Origin of the sequence: Serratia sp. 22278 (assembly GCF_052045405.1) — a bacterium.
Lineage (GTDB): Bacteria > Pseudomonadota > Gammaproteobacteria > Enterobacterales > Enterobacteriaceae > Serratia > Serratia marcescens.
On sequence record NZ_JBQEOW010000013.1, the window covers coordinates 74,051 to 95,467 of the forward strand.

17 protein-coding genes are annotated in these 21,417 nt (G+C 60.7%); 3 read left to right on the forward strand and 14 right to left on the reverse strand.

Translation table 11 applies throughout. The features are described 5' to 3' along the window. Nucleotides 1-35 precede the first annotated feature (35 nt). The 8 genes from glgP to asd form a co-directional block, all read right to left on the reverse strand. Complete coding sequence (gene glgP, locus ACTJJ6_RS19965) at nt 36-2,483, reverse strand: glycogen phosphorylase (RefSeq protein ID WP_004930804.1); 2,448 nt, start codon at nt 2,481-2,483, stop codon at nt 36-38. Between the two features lie 141 nt (nt 2,484-2,624). Next, nucleotides 2,625-4,055, reverse strand: a complete 1,431-nt coding sequence (gene glgA / locus ACTJJ6_RS19970; protein WP_004930807.1) for a glycogen synthase GlgA — start codon at nt 4,053-4,055, stop codon at nt 2,625-2,627. A gap of 134 nt (nt 4,056-4,189) precedes the next feature. Beyond that, a complete protein-coding gene (gene glgC, locus ACTJJ6_RS19975; protein ID WP_016930394.1) occupies nt 4,190-5,467 on the reverse strand; it encodes a glucose-1-phosphate adenylyltransferase in 1,278 nt (425 codons plus the stop codon). Between the two features lie 15 nt (nt 5,468-5,482). Then, entirely contained in the window at nt 5,483-7,465 is a 1,983-nt protein-coding gene (gene glgX / locus ACTJJ6_RS19980; protein WP_049300448.1) for a glycogen debranching protein GlgX, read from the reverse strand. After that, entirely contained in the window at nt 7,462-9,648 is a 2,187-nt protein-coding gene (gene glgB / locus ACTJJ6_RS19985; RefSeq protein WP_143778626.1) for a 1,4-alpha-glucan branching enzyme, read from the reverse strand. Before glgB ends, glgX begins: the two co-directional genes overlap by 4 nt. Nucleotides 9,649-10,123: 475 nt before the next feature. After that, entirely contained in the window at nt 10,124-10,414 is a 291-nt protein-coding gene (locus tag ACTJJ6_RS19990; protein ID WP_033645311.1) for a contact-dependent growth inhibition system immunity protein, read from the reverse strand. An 8-nt stretch (nt 10,415-10,422) separates the two neighbouring features. Beyond that, a complete protein-coding gene (locus tag ACTJJ6_RS19995; protein WP_049300446.1) occupies nt 10,423-11,253 on the reverse strand; it encodes an RNase A-like domain-containing protein in 831 nt (276 codons plus the stop codon). A gap of 157 nt (nt 11,254-11,410) precedes the next feature. Continuing rightward, complete coding sequence (gene asd / locus ACTJJ6_RS20000) at nt 11,411-12,514, reverse strand: aspartate-semialdehyde dehydrogenase (RefSeq protein WP_016930397.1); 1,104 nt, start codon at nt 12,512-12,514, stop codon at nt 11,411-11,413. A 193-nt stretch (nt 12,515-12,707) separates the two neighbouring features. Here asd and ACTJJ6_RS20005 point away from each other — a divergent pair, with 193 nt between their 5' ends. Further along, entirely contained in the window at nt 12,708-13,301 is a 594-nt protein-coding gene (locus ACTJJ6_RS20005) for a YhgN family NAAT transporter (RefSeq protein WP_025159894.1), read from the forward strand. A 30-nt stretch (nt 13,302-13,331) separates the two neighbouring features. On the opposite strand, the gene gntK is transcribed toward ACTJJ6_RS20005, so the two are convergent. From gntK to ACTJJ6_RS20025, 4 genes are all read right to left on the reverse strand, one after another. Next, nucleotides 13,332-13,859 carry a gluconokinase gene (gntK, locus tag ACTJJ6_RS20010; protein ID WP_033639197.1) on the reverse strand — a complete coding sequence of 176 codons (528 nt, stop codon included), beginning with the start codon at nt 13,857-13,859 and terminating at the stop codon, nt 13,332-13,334. 101 nt (nt 13,860-13,960) lie between these two features. Continuing rightward, nucleotides 13,961-15,277: a gluconate transporter gene (gntT, locus tag ACTJJ6_RS20015; protein ID WP_016930400.1), complete on the reverse strand. Its 1,317-nt coding sequence runs from the start codon at nt 15,275-15,277 to the stop codon at nt 13,961-13,963. Between the two features lie 340 nt (nt 15,278-15,617). Beyond that, on the reverse strand, nt 15,618-16,613 hold the full coding sequence (gene gntR, locus ACTJJ6_RS20020; protein ID WP_016930401.1) for a gluconate operon transcriptional repressor GntR: 996 nt from the start codon (nt 16,611-16,613) through the stop codon (nt 15,618-15,620). A gap of 130 nt (nt 16,614-16,743) precedes the next feature. Further along, entirely contained in the window at nt 16,744-17,439 is a 696-nt protein-coding gene (locus ACTJJ6_RS20025; protein WP_004930835.1) for a pirin family protein, read from the reverse strand. A 389-nt stretch (nt 17,440-17,828) separates the two neighbouring features. Here ACTJJ6_RS20025 and ACTJJ6_RS20030 point away from each other — a divergent pair, with 389 nt between their 5' ends. Together ACTJJ6_RS20030 and ACTJJ6_RS20035 are read left to right on the forward strand one after the other, a co-directional pair. Next, nucleotides 17,829-18,344: a GNAT family N-acetyltransferase gene (locus ACTJJ6_RS20030; protein ID WP_049300445.1), complete on the forward strand. Its 516-nt coding sequence runs from the start codon at nt 17,829-17,831 to the stop codon at nt 18,342-18,344. Beyond that, nucleotides 18,337-19,515 (forward strand): P1 family peptidase, encoded by a 1,179-nt coding sequence (locus tag ACTJJ6_RS20035; RefSeq protein WP_049300444.1) that lies wholly within the window; start codon nt 18,337-18,339, stop codon nt 19,513-19,515. Before ACTJJ6_RS20030 ends, ACTJJ6_RS20035 begins: the two co-directional genes overlap by 8 nt. Nucleotides 19,516-19,576: 61 nt before the next feature. Here the strand turns inward: ACTJJ6_RS20035 and iolE are convergent, their stop codons facing one another. Together iolE and ACTJJ6_RS20045 are read right to left on the reverse strand one after the other, a co-directional pair. After that, nucleotides 19,577-20,473 (reverse strand): myo-inosose-2 dehydratase, encoded by an 897-nt coding sequence (gene iolE / locus ACTJJ6_RS20040; RefSeq protein WP_016930404.1) that lies wholly within the window; start codon nt 20,471-20,473, stop codon nt 19,577-19,579. A 59-nt stretch (nt 20,474-20,532) separates the two neighbouring features. Then, entirely contained in the window at nt 20,533-21,417 is an 885-nt protein-coding gene (locus ACTJJ6_RS20045; protein ID WP_004930845.1) for a sugar phosphate isomerase/epimerase family protein, read from the reverse strand.

The window sequence follows — 21,417 nt, forward strand, 5'->3', positions numbered from 1 at the left end:
GGTTATCCGGCCCTTTGCTTTTTTCCTCTCCCGCTTTACAGCTTCACCGGCTTAATGTGCCAAATTTCATCCGCGTATTCCTGAATGGTGCGATCGGATGAGAAGTAGCCCATATTGGCGATATTCAGCACCGCGCGCCGCGTCCACTCGTCCTGATTGAGATACACCTCGTCCACCTTGTCCTGCGTGTCCACATAGCTGCGGTAATCCGCCAACAGCTGATAGTGATCGCCGAGGTTGACCAGCGAGTCGAACAAATTGCCATAGCGTTTCGGCTCTTCCGGGCTGAACACCCCGGTGGCGATCTGCGTCAGCGCCTGATGCAGCTCCGGGTCTTGCTCATAGTACTGGCGCGGGTTGTAACCGTTGCGGCGCAGTTCCTCAACCTGCTCGGCGGTATTGCCGAAAATAAAGATATTCTCCTCCCCCACGTGCTCGCGCATCTCGACGTTGGCGCCGTCCAGCGTGCCGATGGTCAGCGCGCCGTTCAGCGCGAACTTCATGTTGCTGGTGCCCGAGGCCTCGGTGCCCGCCAGCGAGATCTGTTCCGACAGATCCGCCGCCGGGATAATGATCTGCGCCAGGCTGACGCCGTAGTTCGGAATGAACACCACCTTCAGTTGGGTATGCACGCGCGGATCGTTGTTGATCACTTTGGCCACGTCGTTGATCAGACGGATGATCTGCTTGGCTGCATAGTAGGCAGAGGCCGCCTTGCCGGCGAAGATCACCACCCGCGGCACGCGCTCGATGTCAGGGTCAGCCAGCAAACGGTTATACAGCGTGATGACGTGCAGCACGTTGAGCAGTTGCCGTTTGTACTCGTGGATACGCTTGATTTGCACATCGAACAACGCATCCGGGTTGACTACCACGTTGAGCGTTTTGGCGATATACAGCGCCAGCCGCTCCTTGTTCTGCCGTTTGGCGCGCTGCACCGCCTGCAGGAAGCTCGGGTAATCGACGTTGGCTTTGATCTCGCTCAGTTGGCTGAGATCGGTGCGCCAGGTTTGGCCGATGCAGTCGTCCAGCACCGCCGCCAGCGGCGGGTTGGCCAGCGCCAGCCAACGGCGCGGCGTCACCCCGTTGGTTTTGTTGCAGAAACGAGTCGGGAACAGCCGGGCGAAGTCGGCGAACAGCGACTGCACCATCAGTTCGGAATGCAGGGCGGAAACGCCGTTGACCTTGTGGCTGGCCACCACCGCCAGCCACGCCATGCGCACCCGGCGGCCGTTGGTTTCGTCGATGATCGAGACCCGCGCCAGCAGGTCGTTGTCGTCCGGCGCCACTTCCTGCACCATCTTGAGGAAGTGATCGTTGATTTCGAAAATCAGCTGCAGATGGCGCGGCAAGATGCGGCCTATCATGTCCAGCGGCCAGGTCTCCAGCGCCTCGCTCATCAGCGTGTGGTTGGTGTAAGAGAACACCTGCTCCACCACTTCCCAGGCGTCGAGCCACTTGAATTTGTGCTCGTCGATCAGCCGGTGCATCAGCTCGGGGATCGACAATACCGGGTGGGTGTCGTTGAGGTGAATGGCGATCTTGTCCGCCAGGTTGTCGAAGGTTTTGTGCATCAACCAATGGCGGTTGAGAATATCCTGCACCGTGGCCGACACCAGGAAATACTCCTGCCGCAGCCGCAGCTCGCGCCCGGAGGAGGTCGAATCGTCCGGATAGAGCACGCGCGACACGTTCTCCGAGTGGTTTTTGTCTTCCACCGCCGCGAAGTAATCGCCCTGGTTGAACTTGCCGAGGTTGATCTCATTACTGGCCTGCGCGCCCCACAACCGCAGCGTATTGGTGGCGTCGGTGTCAAAACCGGGGATCACCTGATCGTAGGCGATGGCCACGACCTCTTCGGTCTCCAGCCAGCGCGCCTTGGCCCCCTCCTGCTGCACGCGGCCGCCGAAGCGCACCTTGTAGCGGGTGTTATGGCGCGGAAACTCCCACGGATTGCCGTACTCCAGCCAGTAGTCCGGCGACTCCATCTGTTGGCCGTTGACGATGTTCTGCTTGAACATGCCGTATTCATAGCGAATGCCGTAGCCGCGCCCCGGCAGCGCCAGCGTCGCCAGCGAGTCGAGGAAACAGGCCGCCAGCCGGCCCAGGCCGCCGTTACCAAGCCCGGGGTCGTTTTCTTCCTCCAGCAGCTCCGCCAGGTTCAGCCCCATCTCGTTCAGCGCGTTGTCGATGTCCTGATAGATGCCCATCGACAGCAGCGCGTTTGACAGGGTGCGGCCGATCAGGAACTCCATCGACAGGTAATACACCTGCCGCACGTCTTGAGACAGCTGGGCGCGGTTGGAACGCAGCCAGCGCTCCACCATGCGATCGCGCACCGCGAACAGCACGGCGTTCAGCCAATCGTGCCGGTTGGCGATGGCCGGATCCTTGCCGACGATAAACATCAGCTTATAGGCGATGGAGTGTTTCAGCGCTTCCACACTGACCGTAGGTGAGGTGTAACTAAACGGTGAAGTCATGGCTTTTTAATCCCTTGTGGGGAGCCCCGCCATTCGCCGCGGAATAGCGGGCTCCGCTGAACATGGACGCGGCACGCCGCGCCCCGACAATCTACCCTTACGGCTGCCCGCCGCGCGTCAACCCGAGACGCGAAACGCGGGCTACAAGCGTTGATAAAGCGATAAATACTCTTTCGCCGCCACCGGCCAGCCGAAGTCCACGCTCATGGCGTGGCGCTGAACGTGGCGCCAGTGTTTCGGCCGGCTCCACAGCACCATGGCGCGGCGGATGGCGTTGCCCAGCGCGACGGCGTCGCAATCGTCGAACACGAATCCGCTGGCGGTGCCGTCGGCCAGGTTCTCCAGCGCGCAGTCCACCACCGTGTCCGCCAGCCCGCCGGTGCGGCGCACCAGCGGCAGCGTGCCGTACTTCAGACCGTAGAGCTGCGTCAGACCGCAGGGCTCGAAGCGGCTCGGCACCAGAATAACGTCGGCGCCGCCGATGATGCGGTGGGAGAAGGATTCGTGATAACCGATCTGCACGCCGACCTGTTCAGGGTAGTCGGCGGCGGCGGCCAGAAACGCCTGTTGCAGCACCGCATCGCCGGCGCCCAGCAGCGCCAGCTGCCCGCCCTGCGCCAGCAGTTCAGGCAACGCCTGCAGCACCAGATCCAGGCCTTTTTGGCTGGTCAATCGGCTCACCACCGCGAACACCGGCAGCGATTCGTCCACCTTCAGCCCCATGGCCTTTTGCAGATGCAGCTTGTTTTTGACCTTGCTTTTCAGATCGTCGGCGTCATAGCGGGCGCTTAGCCGCGGGTCGTGGGCCGGATCCCAAATCTTGTCGTCCACCCCGTTGAGGATGCCGCTCAGCCTGCCCTGCCGCTGCCGCTCCTGCAGCAGCCCCTCCATGCCGTAGCCGAACTCCGGCCGGGTGATCTCGCGCGCATAGGTCGGGCTGACGGCGGTCACGTGGTCGGCATAAAACAGCCCGGCCTTGAGGAACGACATCTGGCCGTAGAACTCCAGGCCATAGACGTTGTAAAACGACGCCGGCAGCCACAGTTCGGTCACGTGATGGGCGGAAAACAGCCCTTGATAGGCCAGGTTATGCACCGTGAACACCGAACGCGCCGGGTGGCCGTTGGCGGCCAGATAGGCGCAGCTAAGACCGGCGTGCCAGTCGTGGGCATGCACCAACTGCGGCCGCCAGTAGCGATCCAGCCCCTTGGCCAGCTCGCAGGCCATCCAGCCCAGCAGCGCAAAGCGGCGGTGGTTGTCGGGGTAGGCGTACATAGACTGATCGTGGTACGGGCTGCCCGGCCGGTCATACAGCCAGGGCGCATCGATGAGATAGATGCCCACGCCATGGTAGGTGCCGTAACGCAGGCCAACCCGCCCGGCGAACGAGTCGATTTCCGCCACCAGCACGGTGTCGGGTATGCCGTTGCGTACGTCAGGGAAAGCGGGCAATAGCACCCGAACATCGGCGCCTTCGGCGATTTGCGCCGCCGGCAGCGCGCCAACCACGTCTGCGAGTCCGCCCGTTTTCAGCAGGGGGAACATTTCAGAACATACGTGTAAGACCTGCATTATCACTCCTGAAAGTCGGCCGAAGGCCTCTGGATAAGAAATAAAGCAGGCTTGCCGCTGTTATGTGTGCCGCGTTGCGCAAGCCATCGAACCGTTCATCGGGCGGCAGGCTATCGTTCTGCCCCCACGTTAACTCACAATTTTGACAACATTTCGCGCGTCACCAGCACGATGCCGCCTTCCGAGCGATAGAAACGCTTGCTGTCCTCATCGGCGTTTTCCCCGATCACCATACCCTCCGGAATATGGCAGGCGCGGTCGATGATGCAGCGCCGCAGGCGGCAGGAACGGCCGACGTTCACGTCCGGCAACAATACGGTAGAGTCGATGGTGCAGAACGAGTTCACTCGCACGCGCGGGAACAGCACCGAATGCACCACCACCGACCCGGACACGATGCAACCGCCGGACACCAGCGAGTTCATGGTCATGCCATGGCTGCCGGAGCGATCCTGCACAAACTTGGCCGGCGGCAGCGGTTCCATGTGGGTGCGGATCGGCCAGGCGCGGTCGTACATGTCCAGCTCCGGCGTCACCGACGCCAGATCGAGATTGGCGCGCCAATAGGCGTCCAACGTGCCCACATCGCGCCAGTACGGCGGCAGATCGGGATTGGACGTCACGCAGGACAAGGTAAACGGATGCGCCCACGCCGCCTGCTGCGCGGTGATTTTCGGGATCAGATCCTTGCCGAAATCGTGGCTGGAGCCGGGGGTCGACATATCCTCTTGCAGCAGCTGGAACAGGTAGGCGGCATTAAAAATATAGATGCCCATGCTGGCCAGCGACATATCCGGGTTGCCCGGCATCGCCGGCGGATCGGCGGGCTTTTCCAGAAACTCGATGATACGGTCGCTTTCATCCACCTTCATCACGCCGAATTCGCCGGCTTCGCTGCGCGGCACCGGCAGGCAGGCCACGGTGCACTGAGCGCCCTTCTCGACGTGATCGATCAGCATGCGTGAATAATCCATCTTGTAGATGTGATCGCCCGCCAGGATCACCACGTATTCGGCCTCGTAGCGGCGGATGATATCCAGGTTCTGGTACACCGCGTCGGCGGTGCCCTTGTACCAATGCTCGGTGCTGAGGCGCTGCTGGGCCGGCAGCAGATCGACGAACTCGTTCATTTCCTCGTTGAGGAACGACCAGCCGCGTTGAATGTGCTGCACCAGCGTGTGCGACTGGTATTGGGTGATCACGCCGATGCGGCGGATGCCGGAGTTCAGGCAGTTCGACAAGGCGAAATCGATGATGCGGAATTTGCCGCCAAAGTGGACGGCGGGCTTGGCGCGGGTGGAGGTCAAATCTTTCAAACGTGAGCCGCGGCCGCCGGCCAGGATCAGCGCTACGGATTTAATCGGCAACTGGCGCGCCAACATCAGGGGGTCTTTATTTTCAAACCTAACCATAGCGGACTCCTTTTATTATTTCCGTACCAGTACGCAAAGCGAGCGCGCGGCCTGGTGCCAGGCGGGCAATACCGCCCGTGAGTCTTCCTGAGTGAAGGGAGCGACAACCTGCCAATCGCCTTCCGGCAATCTCATCTCCGTCGTTTGCGGCGTGGCGTTGACCAGCAGCAGCCAGCGCTGCGACAGCAGGATCTGCATGAGCAGCTCGCCCCGCTCCCACTGCTGCGCGTCGAGCGGCTGGCCTTGCGCGTTCAGCCACTGCACGCTGCCGTCGTCCTGCTGCCACCAGCGGTCCTGCTGCAGTGCGGGGATCTGGCGGCGCAGCGCGATCAGCGCCGCGACGTAATCGGTCAGCGCATCGTCCGCCGTGGCCCAATCGAGCCAGGTGGTGGCGTTGTCCTGACAATAGGCATTGTTGTTCCCCTGCTGGCTGTGTCCCTGTTCATCGCCGGCCAGCAGCATCGGCGTGCCCTGGGACAGCAACAGCGTGGCGAGCATCGCCCGCTGGCTGGCCCTGCGGCGTTGCACAATGGCGTCGTCGGCGACCAGGCCTTCGACGCCGTGGTTGTTGCTGAAATTGCGATCGCTGCCGTCGCGGTTGCCCTCACCGTTCGGCTGATTGTGTTTCTCGTTGAAGCTGACCACGTCCTGCAGGGTAAACCCGTCATGGGCGGTCAGCATGTTGACGGTGGCGTAAGGCGCCCGCCCGCGCTGGTTGTACAGATCGCTGGAGGCGGCAAAACGCCGGGCGAACTGGCCGAGCGACACGCCGCTCTGCAGCCAGAAACGGCGCATGTCGTCGCGGTAATGGTCGTTCCATTCGGCGAAGCGGCCGGGGAACGCCCCCACCTGATAACCGCCGGGGCCAATGTCCCAGGGCTCGGCGATCAGCTTGCAGCGCGACAGCAGATCGTCCGCCAGCATCGCCTGGAACAGCGGCGCATCGCGATCGAACCCCGGCGTGCGGCCGAGCACGCTGCCCAGATCGAAACGGAAGCCGTCGACGTGGCACTCCCGCACCCAAAAACGCAGGCAATCCATCACCCAGGCCACGCCCTGCGGCTGATCCAACCGCAGCGTGTTGCCGCAGCCGGTGTCGTTGACATAGTCCCCTTCGGGCGTCAGCCAGTAGTAACTCAGATTATCGATGCCACTCAGCGACAGCATCGGCCCATCCCTGTCCAGCTCGGCGCTGTGGTTGAACACCACGTCAAGGATCACCTCAATGCCGGCTTGGTGCAGCGCCTTGACCGCATCGCGAAATTCGTTGAGCGGCGTGGCATCGGTGCTCAGGCTGGCGTAGCGGTTGTCCGGCGCATAGGGCGCCAGCACGTTATAGCCCCAATAGTTGATCAGCCCCAACCGCTGCAGGCGCGGTTCGGAGGTATGTTGCTGCACCGGCAACAGTTCCAGCGCGGTGATACCGAGGCGTTTGAAGTGGGCGATCATCGCCGGGTGCCCCAATGCGGCGAAGCTGCCGCGCAGCGCCGGCGGGATCTGCGGGTGCAGCAGCGTCAGACCGCGCACGTGCGCTTCGTAAATCACCGTCTGCCCCCAGGGCGTGGCGGGCGGGCGATCGTCCTGCCAGTCGTACCGTTCGTCCACCACCACGCACTTCGGCATCAGCTCCGCGCTGTCGTGCGGGTCCGGCTGCTCGTAACCGCCGTGGAGGTGCGGGTGATCCGCCACCGGCCCTTCCACCGCGCGCGCGGCCGGATCGAGCGCCAGCTTGTTGGGGTTGAAGCGCTGCCCGTTCGCCGGGTCAAACGGGCCGTAGACCCGGTAACCGTAACGTTGCCCCGGCCTGCCGCCCGGCAAGTAGCCATGCCAGATATCGCCGCTGCGCGCCGGCAGCGGCAGGCGCACTTCGCGCTGCTGGCCGTCGAACAGGCACAGCTCCACCCGTTCGGCGTGCGCCGAGTACAGGGTAAAGTTGATGCCTTCGCCGTCATACTGCGCGCCCAGCGGCGCGGCGAGGCCAGCCGTCAGCTCGGTCATGGCGCCTCCCGCAGCAGGTAAATGGTCGACAATGGCGGCAACGTCACGCTGATAGAGAAATCGCGGCCATGGCTGCCGACCACTTCGGAAGAGACCCGCCCCTGATTGCCGGCGTTGCTGCCGTGATAGTGGTGCGAATCGGTATTGAGGATCTCGCGATAGTCACCGGCGCGGGAAATGCCGATGCGGTAGCGATAGCGCGGCACCGGGGTAAAGTTGCTGATGGCGATCAGCTCATTGCCCTGCGAATCGTAGCGTGCGAAGGCAAACACCGAGTTGTCGTGATCGTCGACCACCAGCCACTCGAAGCCATCCGGGAAGTAGTCGCGCTCATACAGCGGCGCCTGCTGCCGGTAGCAGTGGTTCAGATCGCGCACCAGCCGCTGCACGCCGTTATGCCAGTTATCCAACCCTTCCAATAAATGCCAGTCGAGGCTGGTATCGAAATTCCACTCGCGCCCCTGCGCGAACTCGCAGCCCATAAACAGCAGCTTTTTGCCCGGATGCGCCCACATAAAACCGTAATAGGCGCGCAGGTTGGCGAACTTCTGCCAGGCGTCGCCCGGCATGCGGTCGAGGATCGATTTTTTACCGTGCACCACTTCATCGTGCGAGATAGGCAACACGAAGTTCTCGGTATAGGCGTACAGCATGCCGAAGGTCATCTGGTTGTGGTGATACTTGCGGTGCACCGGATCGCACTTCATATAATTGAGCGTGTCGTGCATCCAGCCGAGGTTCCATTTGTAGTGGAACCCCAGGCCGTTGGCATCCGGCGGCAGGGTGACGCCGGGATAGTCGGTGGACTCCTCCGCCAGCGTCACCGCGCCCGGCTGCGCCTGGCCGATAGTCTGGTTGGTATAACGCAGGAAGGCGATGGCCTCCAGATTCTCGTTGCCGCCGTAGTAATTCGGCACCCACTCGCCGTCGGCGCGGCTGTAATCGCGATAGATCATCGACGCCACCGCATCGACCCGCAGCGCGTCGATGCCGAAACGCTCCAGCCAATACAGCGCGTTGCCCGCCAGGTAGTTGCGCACCTCGTGGCGACCGTAGTTGTAGATCAGGGTATTCCAGTCCTGATGGTAGCCCTCGCGCGGATCGGCGTACTCGTACAGCGCAGTGCCGTCGAAATTCGCCAGGCCGTAGGCGTCGCTCGGGAAGTGCCCCGGCACCCAGTCGAGGATCACGTTGATGCCCGCCTCATGCGCCGCCGCCACAAACGCCCTGAAGTCGGCCGGCGTGCCGAAGCGCCGGGTCGGCGCATACAGCCCCAGCGGCTGATAGCCCCAGCTGCCGTCGAACGGGTGCTCGTTGATCGGCAGCAGCTCGATATGGGTGAATCCCATGCCCTTCACATAATCGATCAGCTGCACTGCCAGCTCGCCGTAGCTGAGCCAGAAGTGGTTGTCAGTGTGGCGGCGCCATGAGCCGATATGCACCTCGTAGATGGCGATCGGCTGGTCAAAATCGTTGGCGCGGCGGCGCGCCGGCGTCGACGGCACCACCTCCGGCAGCGGCGCCACCAGCGAGGCGGTATCCGGGCGCATCTGCGCCTCGAAGGCGTAAGGATCGGCTTTCAACTGAGTATTGCCGTAGCAATCGACGATTTCATATTTGTACAGCTGGCCGGCCTGCACGCCGGGCAAGAACAGCTCCCAGATGCCGTTTTCACGCCGCAGACGCATCGGGTGGCGGCGGCCGTCCCAGAAGTTGAATTCCCCCACCACCGAAACACGCTGGGCGTTGGGCGCCCAGACCGCAAAGCTGACGCCGTCGATGCCATCCAGTGTGACGAGGTGGGCGCCCAGCCGTTCATAGGGGCGCAAATGCGTACCCTCAGCCAATAGCCAACTGTCGATATCCTGCAGCAGCGGGCCGAACCGATAAGGATCGTCGACGATCTGTTGATGATCGCGCCAGCTGACCTGCAGCTGATAGCGGAAAGGATTTTTGCGCCGCGGCACCACCGCGCTGAAGAAACCGCGCGGATCGTCGCAGTTCAGCTGCACCAGCCGCCGGCCGGTTTGCTGTTCCACCAACCAGACTGCGCCGGCGTCCGGCAGCAGCGCGCGCACCTGCAGACCGTTATCGGTCGCATGCATGCCAAGCAGAGCGAAGGGATCGGCGTAATGGCCGGAGATGATCTGATCAATCACGTCACGATCGGGAAGTACAGGCATAGTCTTCTTCCTTAGATTAACAGCATGATCTAAGCACGGCTTGTTGATTATTCCTTGGCCGTTTTGGTCATCATGCAATGCATTCGGACTCTAAAGCGTGATTGCGGTCGGTTATTGACCAATCTTTACTCTGCCGACCTGAATTTCGCTCTTTATGCTTATTTTTTGAAATATTTCAGTCATGGTGAAAAAGTGTTCACCCCTGCGTTAAGCATAGCCAATGTCTGTTAAAAACTGCTCGGCATTGGTGAGGAAAATTCTTCATTAAGAAAACTGCCAGCCTGACGGCATCTGCATGCGGCGGCCGACGAGAAGAGATGCGGGGTACAGCCCAATGAAACGAGGCTTGCGATAACGCTGCCCGACGCGGCGCGCAGCGAACAAAAAGGCGGAAAATAAGGCGTTAGGGGGCTGAAAGCGCTCAGCCCCCAGGAAGTGCGGGTTTACAACAAAGTACAGAAGCAGCAGGTATCGCCTATTCCAAAGCAGAGATCACCTTCTCAAGAAACGATCGCGCTGTGTATCCCCATGGCGCTGGCGCAAACTCCCCATCAGCAAGTTCAGCAACAGCAAGTTCAAGCTGTTGTTCCTCAGGATATTGCGCCAGCAACGCTCGTGCTTCATCGACGGTTTTTCTCACTGTCGCGGTATTTTCCGTCTCCCGATAAGAGGCCAGGATCTCTTCTACAGACTCTCCAAATAAATCATAATCTTGCCCAAAAAAAACACGCACAAGTGTACCGAGATTAGCGACTGAAAAGCCCATAGGGTCCCTTATCTGATAATGGGGTAAGCGGTTAAAATGTAATACGGCTTACCGTTGTAAATTTTCTTTAGCAAGACAACCCGCACGCTGTTGGACGTTAATTGAATTGTGCTTCCTTGCCTGTAGCCAAAACCAACCGCTTTACCCACCTTATGCGTGAGTTCAAGCACGTTGGCCGAAGTAGGCTGTTGCGCCCAGCGCTTAATAAGCGCGTTATTCACTTTCAACGCCCGACTAATCGCGTCTTCAGCAGTACGTAAATCTGTAAATGTCGAGGCTGACTGTAAACCAGGACTCTTTGCCAAGCGCTCCAGCAGCGCTTCTGAACTTTTAGCAACATGCTTAGCAATGGTGTGCCCACCTCCTTTTGCACCGGCTATAGACTCGTGTTCAAGCAATTTTAATTGCCCCACCCGAACGGAAGCCACGCGTACAGCGCCTAAAGCGGTTGCAAACACCAAAGGAACGGCAATATCTACCGTTAAACCGACGTTGTAAGCCATATCTTCGTCGGCCCCCAGACTCTGAGCCAGCAAAACCGCCGACTTGTAAGTGTCTGTAGTCAATGATCGGCCGGTAATAATCTGATTTGATGCGGTTTTTATGCTATCCATGCTATGAGTGCCAACGACCACGCATCCCACTTTGGTTAACAATGTTGGGTCAGGCGCATAGCACATCACCCCAGCCCCAAGAAGTTCGACGACTCCCCCCGCTAAACCCAGTCCACCCATGAGCCGATTACCCCAGGTTTCCCCTTCTGTGACCGTGCTATCCGACATCACGGCCGCTAGCTGCACGGGTGAAAGCGCGACCTGCAATCCTTCGTTGGAAATCATATCCCTATACCTGCGCTATGTTGCCAATGCGCTTATAAATATCACAGGGAAGATTAACTTGTAACCACATTCAGACCATACCGACATGACTCCGCTCATATGAAAAAGCCCGCAATAAGCGGGCTTTGAAATACAACAGATGAACTGGCGAGCGGGTTTACAGCAGGATGCGCAACATGCGTCGCAGCGGCTCGGCCGCGCCCCACAGCAGTTGGTCGCCCACGGTGAACGCCGACAGGTACTCCGGCCCCATATTCAGCTTGCGCAGACGGCCGACCGGCGTATTCAGCGTGCCGGTCACCGCCGCCGGCGTCAGTTCGCGCATGGTCAGTTCGCGGTCGTTCGGGATCACGCGCACCCAGTCGTTGTGCGTCGCCAGCATCTGCTCGATTTCCGGCAGCGACACGTCTTTTTTCAGCTTCAGCGTGAACGCCTGGCTGTGGCAGCGCAGCGCGCCGACGCGCACGCACAGACCGTCGACCGGGATCACGCTGCCGGTATTCAGAATCTTGTTGGTTTCCGCCTGACCCTTCCACTCTTCACGGCTCTGGCCGTTGTCGAGCTGCTTGTCGATCCACGGGATCAGGCTGCCGGCCAGCGGGACGCCGAAGTTATCGGTCGGCAGTTTGCCGCTGCGCGTGGCTTCGGTCACCTTGCGCTCGATATCCAGGATGGCGGAAGCCGGATCCTGCAGCTCTTTCGCCACGTCGGCATGCAGCATGCCCATTTGGGTCAGCAGTTCGCGCATGTGGCGCGCGCCGCCGCCGGAGGCCGCCTGGTAGGTGGCGACCGACGCCCACTCCACCAGATCGTTGGCGAACAGGCCGCCGAGCGACATCAGCATCAGGCTGACGGTGCAGTTGCCGCCGACGAAGGTTTTGATGCCTTTGTCCAGGCCCTGCTGAATCACCGCGTGGTTGACCGGATCCAGGATGATGATGGCGTCGTCCTGCATGCGCAGCGACGAGGCCGCGTCGATCCAGTAACCCTGCCAACCGCTGGCGCGCAGCTTAGGATAAACTTCGTTGGTATAATCGCCGCCCTGACAGGTAATAATGATATCGAGCGCGCTCAGCGCGTCGATGTCATACGCATCCTGCAGCGTACCCTGCTGGCCGCCGAAGGCCGGCGCGGCGGAACCGTGCTGCGAGGTGGAGAAAAAGACCGGGCGAATGGCGTCGAAATCGCGCTCTTCCGTCATGCGTTGCATGAGAACCGAGCCGACCATTCCGCGCCAACCGATGAAACCAACGTTTTTCATAATATCTGTGTCCCGCCCGGATAAGGGCTTATGTAGGTGATAACGAGTTGTGTGCAATATCTCCTCACCTTACAAAATGTCGGCGCGGGCGCAAAGTGAATTTATTCGATGGCTGAGGATTTCTCAGCAATCCTTCTTATAGGCAAGGACGCGGCCGTAAAGGCCGAGGCGTTTTCACGATCACGAGGTCACCATGACAGAGATGATTTCCGCTACGGTATTGCTGTTTTTAATTATGGATCCGCTGGGCAACCTGCCGATTTTCATGTCGGTGCTCAAGCACCTGGAACCGCGCCGCCGCCGCGTGGTGTTGATTCGCGAGCTGCTGATCGCCCTGCTGCTGATGCTGATCTTTCTGTTCGCCGGCGAGAAAATTCTGGCGTTCCTCAACCTGCGCACCGAAACCGTCTCCATTTCCGGCGGCATCATCCTGTTTCTGATCGCCATCAAGATGATCTTTCCCTCGCAGGAGGGAAATAGCTCCGGGCTGTCCGCCGGCGAGGAGCCGTTCCTGGTGCCGCTGGCGATCCCGCTGGTGGCCGGGCCGTCGATTCTGGCTGCATTGATGCTGCTATCGCACCAATACCCGCATCAGTTGCCCCATCTGGTGGCGGCGCTGCTGATCGCCTGGGGTCTCTCTGCGGCCATTTTGCTGATGTCGAACCTGTTCCTGCGCCTGCTGGGCAGCAAAGGCGTCAGCGCGCTGGAGCGGTTGATGGGGCTGATTCTGGTGATGCTGTCGACCCAGATGTTCCTGGATGGCGTGCGGGCTTACATGAAGCTGTAGGCGCCTGGCGGCGCCGACAACGGTCCGCGCTTAGCGGGCGGTAACGCGGCGAATATGGGCGAGCGTATCGGCGACCACGCCGTCCAACGGCTGGTTGATGTCGATCGCTTGCACATCCGGTTCCTGCTCGCCCGGCTCTTCCAGCGTGGCGAACTGGGAAATCAACATCTGCGGCTTGAAGAAGTGGCCCTTGCGTTGCTTCAGACGCTCCTCGATCACCGACTGGTCGCCTTTCAGGTAGAGGAAATGCAGGTTGAGATTGCCGTCGCGCAGGCGATCGCGATAGCTTTTCTTCAGCGCCGAGCACACCAGCAGCGACACGTCGTTGGTGCGCTGCATGGCGAAGATGGCGTCGTTCAGGGCCGCCAGCCACGGCGCGCGATCGTTGTCGTCCAACGCATGCCCGGAGGACATTTTGATGATGTTGGCGCGCGGGTGCAGGTAGTCACCATCCAGCATGGCGGCGTTGGCCTCGTGGGCGACGGCGCTGGCCACGGCGGATTTGCCGCTGCCGGAAACGCCCATCAAAACAAATACGTGATTCTGCGGATTACTCATTGTGTCATGCCCTTATGGGAACTGGCGCGAGCGCGCCAAATGCGCCCCAACTGATAAAGATACTCTGGAACGCCGACGCCCCGCAGGGCGCCGGATAAAGATTATACGACCGTCGCCAGCAGCAGACAGCCCACCAGGCCACACACCGAGATAATGGTTTCCAACACCGACCAGGATTTGATGGTTTCCATGATGCTCAGGTTGAAGTACTCCTTGAACAGCCAGAAGCCCGGATCGTTGACGTGCGAGAAGATGACGCTGCCGGAACCGACCGCAATCACCATCAGCTCAGGGCTGACGCCGGTGGTGGCGATCAGCGGCGCGACGATGCCGCCGGCGGTGATCGCCGCCACGGTGGCGGAACCCAGCGCCAGACGCAGCGCGGCGGCGATTGACCAGGCCATCAGGATCGGCGAAACGTTGCTGCCTTCCATCAGGCCGGCGATGTACTGTTCGACGCCGCTGTCCACCAGCACCTGCTTGAAGGCGCCGCCGCCGCCGATGATCAACAGCATCATGGCGATGATTTTAATCGAGTCAGTGATGGTGCCCATCACTTCATCCATGGTGCGCCCGCGGTTCAGGCCGAAGGTGAAGATGGCGATCAGCACGGCGATCAGGGTCGCCATCACCGGGTCGCCGAAGAACTCGGCGAAGCGCAGCAGGCTGTGGCCCTTCGGCAGCACCATTTCAGCGACCGCGCGCAGCGCCATCAGGATCACCGGCACCAGCGACGTGGCAACGCTGACGCCAAAGCTCGGCATCTCCGCGTCGGTAAATGTTTTCGGGTTGTACAGGCCTTCCGGCACCGGCTTGTCAATGCCTTTCAGGAAGCGGGCATAGACCGGGCCGGCCAGGATCACCGTCGGGATCGCCAGCAGCGTGCCGTACAGCAGGGTTTTACCCATGTCAGCATGGAAGATGGTAGCGATGGCGGTCGGGCCTGGGTGCGGCGGCAGGAAGCCGTGAGTCACCGACAGCGCGGCGGCCATCGGCACGCCGACGTAAAGCAGCGGAATGCGCGCGGAGGCGGCGATGGTGAACACCAGCGGCAGCAGCAGCACGAAGCCCACTTCGTAGAACAGCGCGAAGCCGACGGTGAAACCGGTCAGCACCACCGCCCATTGAATGTGTTTTCTGCCGAACTTGTCGATCAGCGTGGTGGCGATGCGCTGTGCGCCGCCGCAGTCCGCCAGCAGCTTGCCGAGCATGGCGCCGAAGCCCATGATCAGCGCCAGGCTGCCCAGCGTGCCGCCCACGCCGGCCTTGATGGAGCCGATGACCTTATCGACCGGCATACCCTGTGCAATCCCGACCGCCAGGGCAACCAGAACCAGAGAGATAAAGCCGTTCAGCTTGAAGCGGATCATCAGCAGCAGCAGCAGCGCTACGCCGCCTGCAACAATCACTAATGGCATAGTTTTTCTCCAACCTTTTATCGCGACTCTCTTTACGATAGGCGTAAAGCGTGCGGTTGTTTTATTTTTAGGCTCTTTCCCGGTGTTTAAGAAGAGCTGTAGGTGTTGTTGAGTCAGAGGTTCAGTCTTGCAGCAAGATGACCGCGCACTCGTTGTTACCGGTATCATGATACCGGTAACAACGAGTGCGCCGGAACCGGGTAACCGGCTAAAATTCGCGTTCTGGGACAGAGATCAAACTTATGTCGGCAACGAGCTGCGGGCTTACAGGCGGGATAACCAGCGCGCCTCAGGGCGCGCTGCAAAAAGAAAGGGTGTTAAAACAGAACGTTAAAATGGCTCAGATACTGCCGCCGGGGATCACGGTGAAACCGACGTCCACCATGCGCGGGCACACCGTTTCGCCGCGCAGCCGGGCCAGCAAGCGCTCGGCGCCGATCTGCCCCATGCGTTCACGCGGCGTCAGCACGCTGGCCAGCTTCGGCACCATCACCTGGCCGATGTCATGGCCGTGGAAGCCAGCGATCGCCATCTCCTGCGGGATCGACAGCCCCTGCCGCTGGCATTCGAAGGCCGCGCCGATCGCCAGGTCATCGTTGGTGCAGAAGATACTGTCGATCTGCGGATAGTCACGCTGCGCCTGGCGCAACAGCTCCCCGCCGGCGGAATAAGAGGAAGAACGCGCGGTCATGATGCTGTACGGCTCCAGGCCGGATTCACGCATCGCCTGCTCATACCCCTGCTGCTTGATAATAGTACGCTCATCCTGGCGAGCGCCGAAATAGACTACGTGACGGTGGCCGTGCGCGATGATCTGCTGGGTCATCTGGCGCGCCGCCTCGAAGTTGTTGAAGCCCACCGCCAGATCGATGCACGGCGAGACGCAGTCCATCAGTTCCACCACCGGAATGCCCGCCACCTCGATCATCTTCAGGGTGCGCGGCGTATGGTGGCGCTCGGACAGGATCAGGCCGTCGATATTGTAAGAAAGCAGCGAAGTCAGACGCTCTTCTTCACGCTCCGGCAGGTAACCATAGTGCGCCAGCATGGTCTGGTAGTTGTGCGCGTCGGTGACGCTTTCGATGCCGCGCAGCACTTCGGCGAACACCTGGTTGGTCAGCGACGGCAACAGCACGCCAATCGCCCGGCTGGTGGCGTTGGAGAGGATGTCCGGCGCGCGGTTGGGGATGTAGCCCAGCTCATCCAGCGCGACGGCGATTTTTTGCTGCAGGGCGGCAGAAACCTGGTCGGGATTGCGCAGATAACGGCTCACCGTCATCTTGGTCACGCCCACCTTGTCCGCCACATCCTGGAGTACCGGCCGTTTTTTCTTCATTATCAATGAACTGACTAACCGTGAATGGGCAGCCATTTTAGCAAAAAAAACGGCGGGCCGATATTGTCGGTTATGCGACGGCCAACGCAAAAAGGGCTCACGCCGTGAGCCCTTGAAATTTACCGCTTAATCACACCGGCGGCAGATCGAACAGCAGGATTTCGCTCTCTTCGTCGGCTTGAATGGTCAGCGCCGATTCATCCCACACCGCGAACGCGTCACTGATGCCGGCGGTCTGGCCGTTGACCGAGACCTTGCCGCGCACCACCTGGATCCAAACGCGGCGGCCGGCGGCGATCGGGCATTCCCCCTGCTCGCCTTTATTCAGCGCCCAACGCGACAGCGTCATATCCTGGAACACCTTCAGCGAACCGTCGCGCGCATCCGGCGACAGCACCAGCTGACGGCCCTGCGGCGCATCAAACATGCGCTGCTCGTAGCGCGGCTCCAGCCCGACCTGATCCGGAATGATCCAAATCTGGTACAGGTGCAACGGGCGATCCTGATTGGCATTGTACTCGGAGTGACGCACCCCGGTGCCCGCGCTCATGATCTGGAATTCGCCGGCCTGGATCTGCTCCTTGTTGCCCATGCTGTCCTGGTGTTCCACCGTGCCGCTCAGCACGTAGGTCAGGATTTCCATGTCTTTATGCGGGTGAGTACCGAAACCCTGCCCTGCGTCGATCACATCTTCGTTGATCACTCGCAGCGCCGAGAACCCCATAAAGTTCGGATCGTAATAATCGGCAAATGAGAAGGTGTGCCAGCTATCCAGCCAGCCATGATTGGCGTGGCCGCGGTCTTCCGCTTTACGTACATAAATCATTTTCAACTCTCCTCAATGTTTTTTTACAGTCTAGTCCTGCCAGCAGAATAAGAAAGCGTAAAAAACTCATGCCTCTGTTCAAAAATTTCGATGGAATGAAACAGCGAATGGGCAGCGGATTTGTTGAAAGCGGAACCGGCTGAAAAAGGGCAAAAAAAAAGCCAGCACCCGAGCTGGCTAAGTAAACACTGGAAGCAATGTGAGCAATGTCGTGCCTTCGCAGCGAGAGTATCAAGGGTTGATTCCCTCCCCGGAACGCATCGCAATAATAATCATTATCATTCGCACCTGTAAAGCGTTTTTTTTGACCCGTTGAAATAATATTGACTCAAGGCAGTAAACGGATAAATTCAGAGGTTATTCAACCGGTAAGCAAAAGGAGCAGCGAGATGAGCGAGATCGCGATACGCCACGTGGAAACATCGGATGCGCAGGCCCTGCATCATCTTTATTCTCAGATGCCCGTCTACCGCGATACGCTGCACCTACCGCTACCGACAGTCGACCTGTGGCATAAACGCCTCGCCAATCCCGAACCGGGCACGCATAACCTGGCGGCCTTCGTTGACGGACAGCTTGTCGGTCAGTTAGCCGTGATGCTGAATCAGCGCGTGCGCCGCCGCCACGTGGCCACCTTCGGCATCGGCGTCGATCCGCGCTACCACGGTAAAGGCGTCGGCAGCCGCCTGATGCAGGCGATGATCGACCTGTGCGACAACTGGGCGGCCATCGAGCGCATCGAACTGACGGTGTTTACCGACAACCCGGCGGCCATCGCGCTGTATCGCAAGTTCGGTTTTGAGATTGAAGGCACCAGCCGCGCTTTCGCCATGCGCGATGGCGTGCTGGTCGATGCCTACCATATGGCGCGTTTTCGCTCCGGGCAGCCGCGCGCCGATGCGTGATATCATCCCCCCGCAGGGGCCGCTGCGCCGGCCCCTGAATATCAACCGCCGAACCTTTTTACACGCGCTGGCCGGCCTGACCGCCGCCGGCATGTTCCCCCCCTTCACCCCATTAGGTGCCGCTATGCCAACTTCCGCCGCCGGGCGCCCTGGCGCCCGCAACCTGATTACCGATGTACCCGGCCTGAAGGTCGGCGTGGCGCAGGACAGCCGGGTGCGCACCGGCGCGACGGTGATCCTGCCGGACGGCCCGGCGATTGCCGCCGTGGACGTGCGCGGCGGCGGCCCCGCCACCCGTGAAACCGACGCGCTGGGTGAGGACAATTTGGTACAGACCATCGATGCGCTGACGTTCAGCGGCGGTTCGGTATACGGCCTGGCGGCGGCGGACGGCGTCGCGGCCTGGCTCGGGCTACAAGGCAGAGGCTATGCGCTGCGGCCGGCTCCCGGCGTGCCGGTCTCACCTATCGTGCCCACCGCCTGCCTGTACGACCTGGCCAACGGCGGCGATAAAAACTGGCAGCTCACGCCGCCGTATCGCCAACTGGGCATCGACGCGGTCGGCAAGGCCGGCCTGGACTTTCCACTGGGCACTGTCGGCGCCGGCTACGGCGCCATGACCGGCATGGGCAAGCTGAAAGGCGGGCTCGGTTCGGCATCGATCGTTGCCGCCAATGGCGCTACCGTCGGCGCACTGGTGGCGGTCAACAGCCTGGGTGCGGTGGTAGCGCCCGGCACCCGCGCCTTCTGGGCGACGCCCTATGAAATCGATGGTGAATTCGGCAACGGCGGCGCGGCGGCTCTGGCGCAGCTGCGCGCGCAGGGCGAAGACGGGATGGTGCCAGAGCCGCAGGGCGGCAGAAAGAACACCACCCTGGCCTGCATCGCCACCGACCTGGCGCTGACGCGGGTGGAGTTGAAACGGGTGGCCATCATGGCGCAAGACGGCATGGCGCGCGCCATCCGCCCGCTGCACAGCCCGTTTGACGGCGACGTGGTGTTCGCCCTGTCCACCGGGCAGCGCGAGGTGCAGGGCAGCCGTGAACTGGCGGTGCTGCAGATCGGCGCGCTGGCGGCGGACACCCTCGCTCGGGCGATCGCCCGTGGCGTATACGCCGCCACCCCGTGGCCGGGCAGCCAGGTCACAACCTGGCAAACGCTCGGCGGCTAACGCACCGCCATCAAAAAAGGGGCGCCGGTGGCGCCCCTCGATCTCTATTGCCCCTCGCCGCCTAAATGCCGGCGGTTTCCCGAATATAACGGCGCGCCTTCACCGCATACTCGAACGGGTTGGCCAGCGCCGGATCCTGCTCGGCCTCCACCACCATCCACCCTTTGTAACCGCGCTCGTCCAGCAGCTTGAACACCGGTCTGAAATCGATCACGCCATCACCCGGCACGGTGAAGGTGCCCTTCTTCACGCCATCGAGGAAACTCAGCTTGTTGGCCTTCACTTCCGCCACCACCTCATCGCGCACGTCCTTCAGGTGGACATGGTTGATGCGCGGCAGATACTTCTCCAGGATCGCCATCATCGCCTGTTGACTGCCTTCCGAATAGTAGGCGTGGCCGGTATCGAACAGCAGATAAACGTCGTCGTTGACCATGCTCATGTAGCGATCGATTTCGGCAGTGGTCTGAATGCCGGTGCCCATGTGGTGGTGCAGGCACACCTGCATGCCTTTATCGGCGGCGATCTTCGCCAACTCGTTGTAACCGTCAGCCACCCGCCGCCACTCTTCATCGCTGAAATACGGCTTCTCTTCGAACACGCCTTTGGTGGTGCCCTGAATGCTCTTGCTCTGCTCGGAACAGCCGATCACCCTGGCGCCCATGGCATGCAGGAAATTCATGTGGTTGATAAATTCATCAATGGTTTTGTCTTTCTGGCCGTCGGCGAAAAAGGTGCTGAACCAGGCGTTGCAGATCTGGATGCCGCGAATATCCAGCATCGGTTTCAGCACCGCCGGATCGCGCGGGTATTTGCTGCCCACTTCGCTGCCGGTGAAACCGGCCAGCGCCATTTCACTGACGCACTGCTGGAAGGTGTTTTCCTTGCCCAAATCGGGCATGTCATCGTTGGTCCAGCCGATCGGCGCAATGGCCAATTTCACGTTGTCTTTATTCATGGTTTGCCTCGGTCCTTACAGGGCCGCCGGTACAAACGCCGCCGGCGAGCCGAATCAGATTATTTGCCCAACAGCTCTCTTTCGATGCGTTCTCTGGTCGCCACCGCCTGGCTCGGCATCTTTTCCGGGTAGCCGAACAGCGAGGTGCAGATGATCGATTCGCCGCCGACCTTGAAGCTGCGGTTGGCAAATTCCATGTCGCGCAGCGTCTGGAACAGAGCGTCGAAATTCACTTCGCCTTCGCCGATGCCGACGTGCTGGTGCACCGCGGCGTCAACGCCTGGCGGGTTGACGATATAACGGCAATGCTTGGTGTGATTCATGGTGTCGGCGATCAGCACGTGGGAAAGATCGTCCCCGGCGTACTGCAGCATGCCGGCTACGTCACCCTGTCCCTTGTCGTAGTAGAAGGTGTGCGGCACGCTGTAGAGGTATTTGACGTGGTCGCTGCGCAGCGACTTCACCAGATCGGCGGTTTCGTTGCTCAGCTCGCAGAAGTCCCACGGGTGCGACTGGATCTCCATACGAATACCCTCGCGCTCAACGATCGGCAGCAGCTCCTCCATCGAGCGATACCACAGCTCCTCGCAGATCTCCGGTTCGTTGGGGTTGCCGGCCAGTTCGGTGTTGATCACCTGCACGCCCATTTCCACCGCGATTTCGATCATCCGCCGCCAGTTTTTGACCGCCGCCTGGCGGCGATCTTCCCCCGGCCCGGACCAGCGATACACCACGATAAATGAGGAGATCTCCACGCCGGTCGCTTTCAGGGCGTTTTTATACTCCGCCATGATTTCGCGGCTGGCCTTCGGATGTTTGTAAAACGGGTTGATCTGCGGGTGCGGCGACTGCTCGATGTATTTGTAGCCCCAGTCCGCCACCTGCTGAACCATTTTGGTGACGCCCAAATCCCGGATAACGTCGACATCAAAAGCGATCTTCAT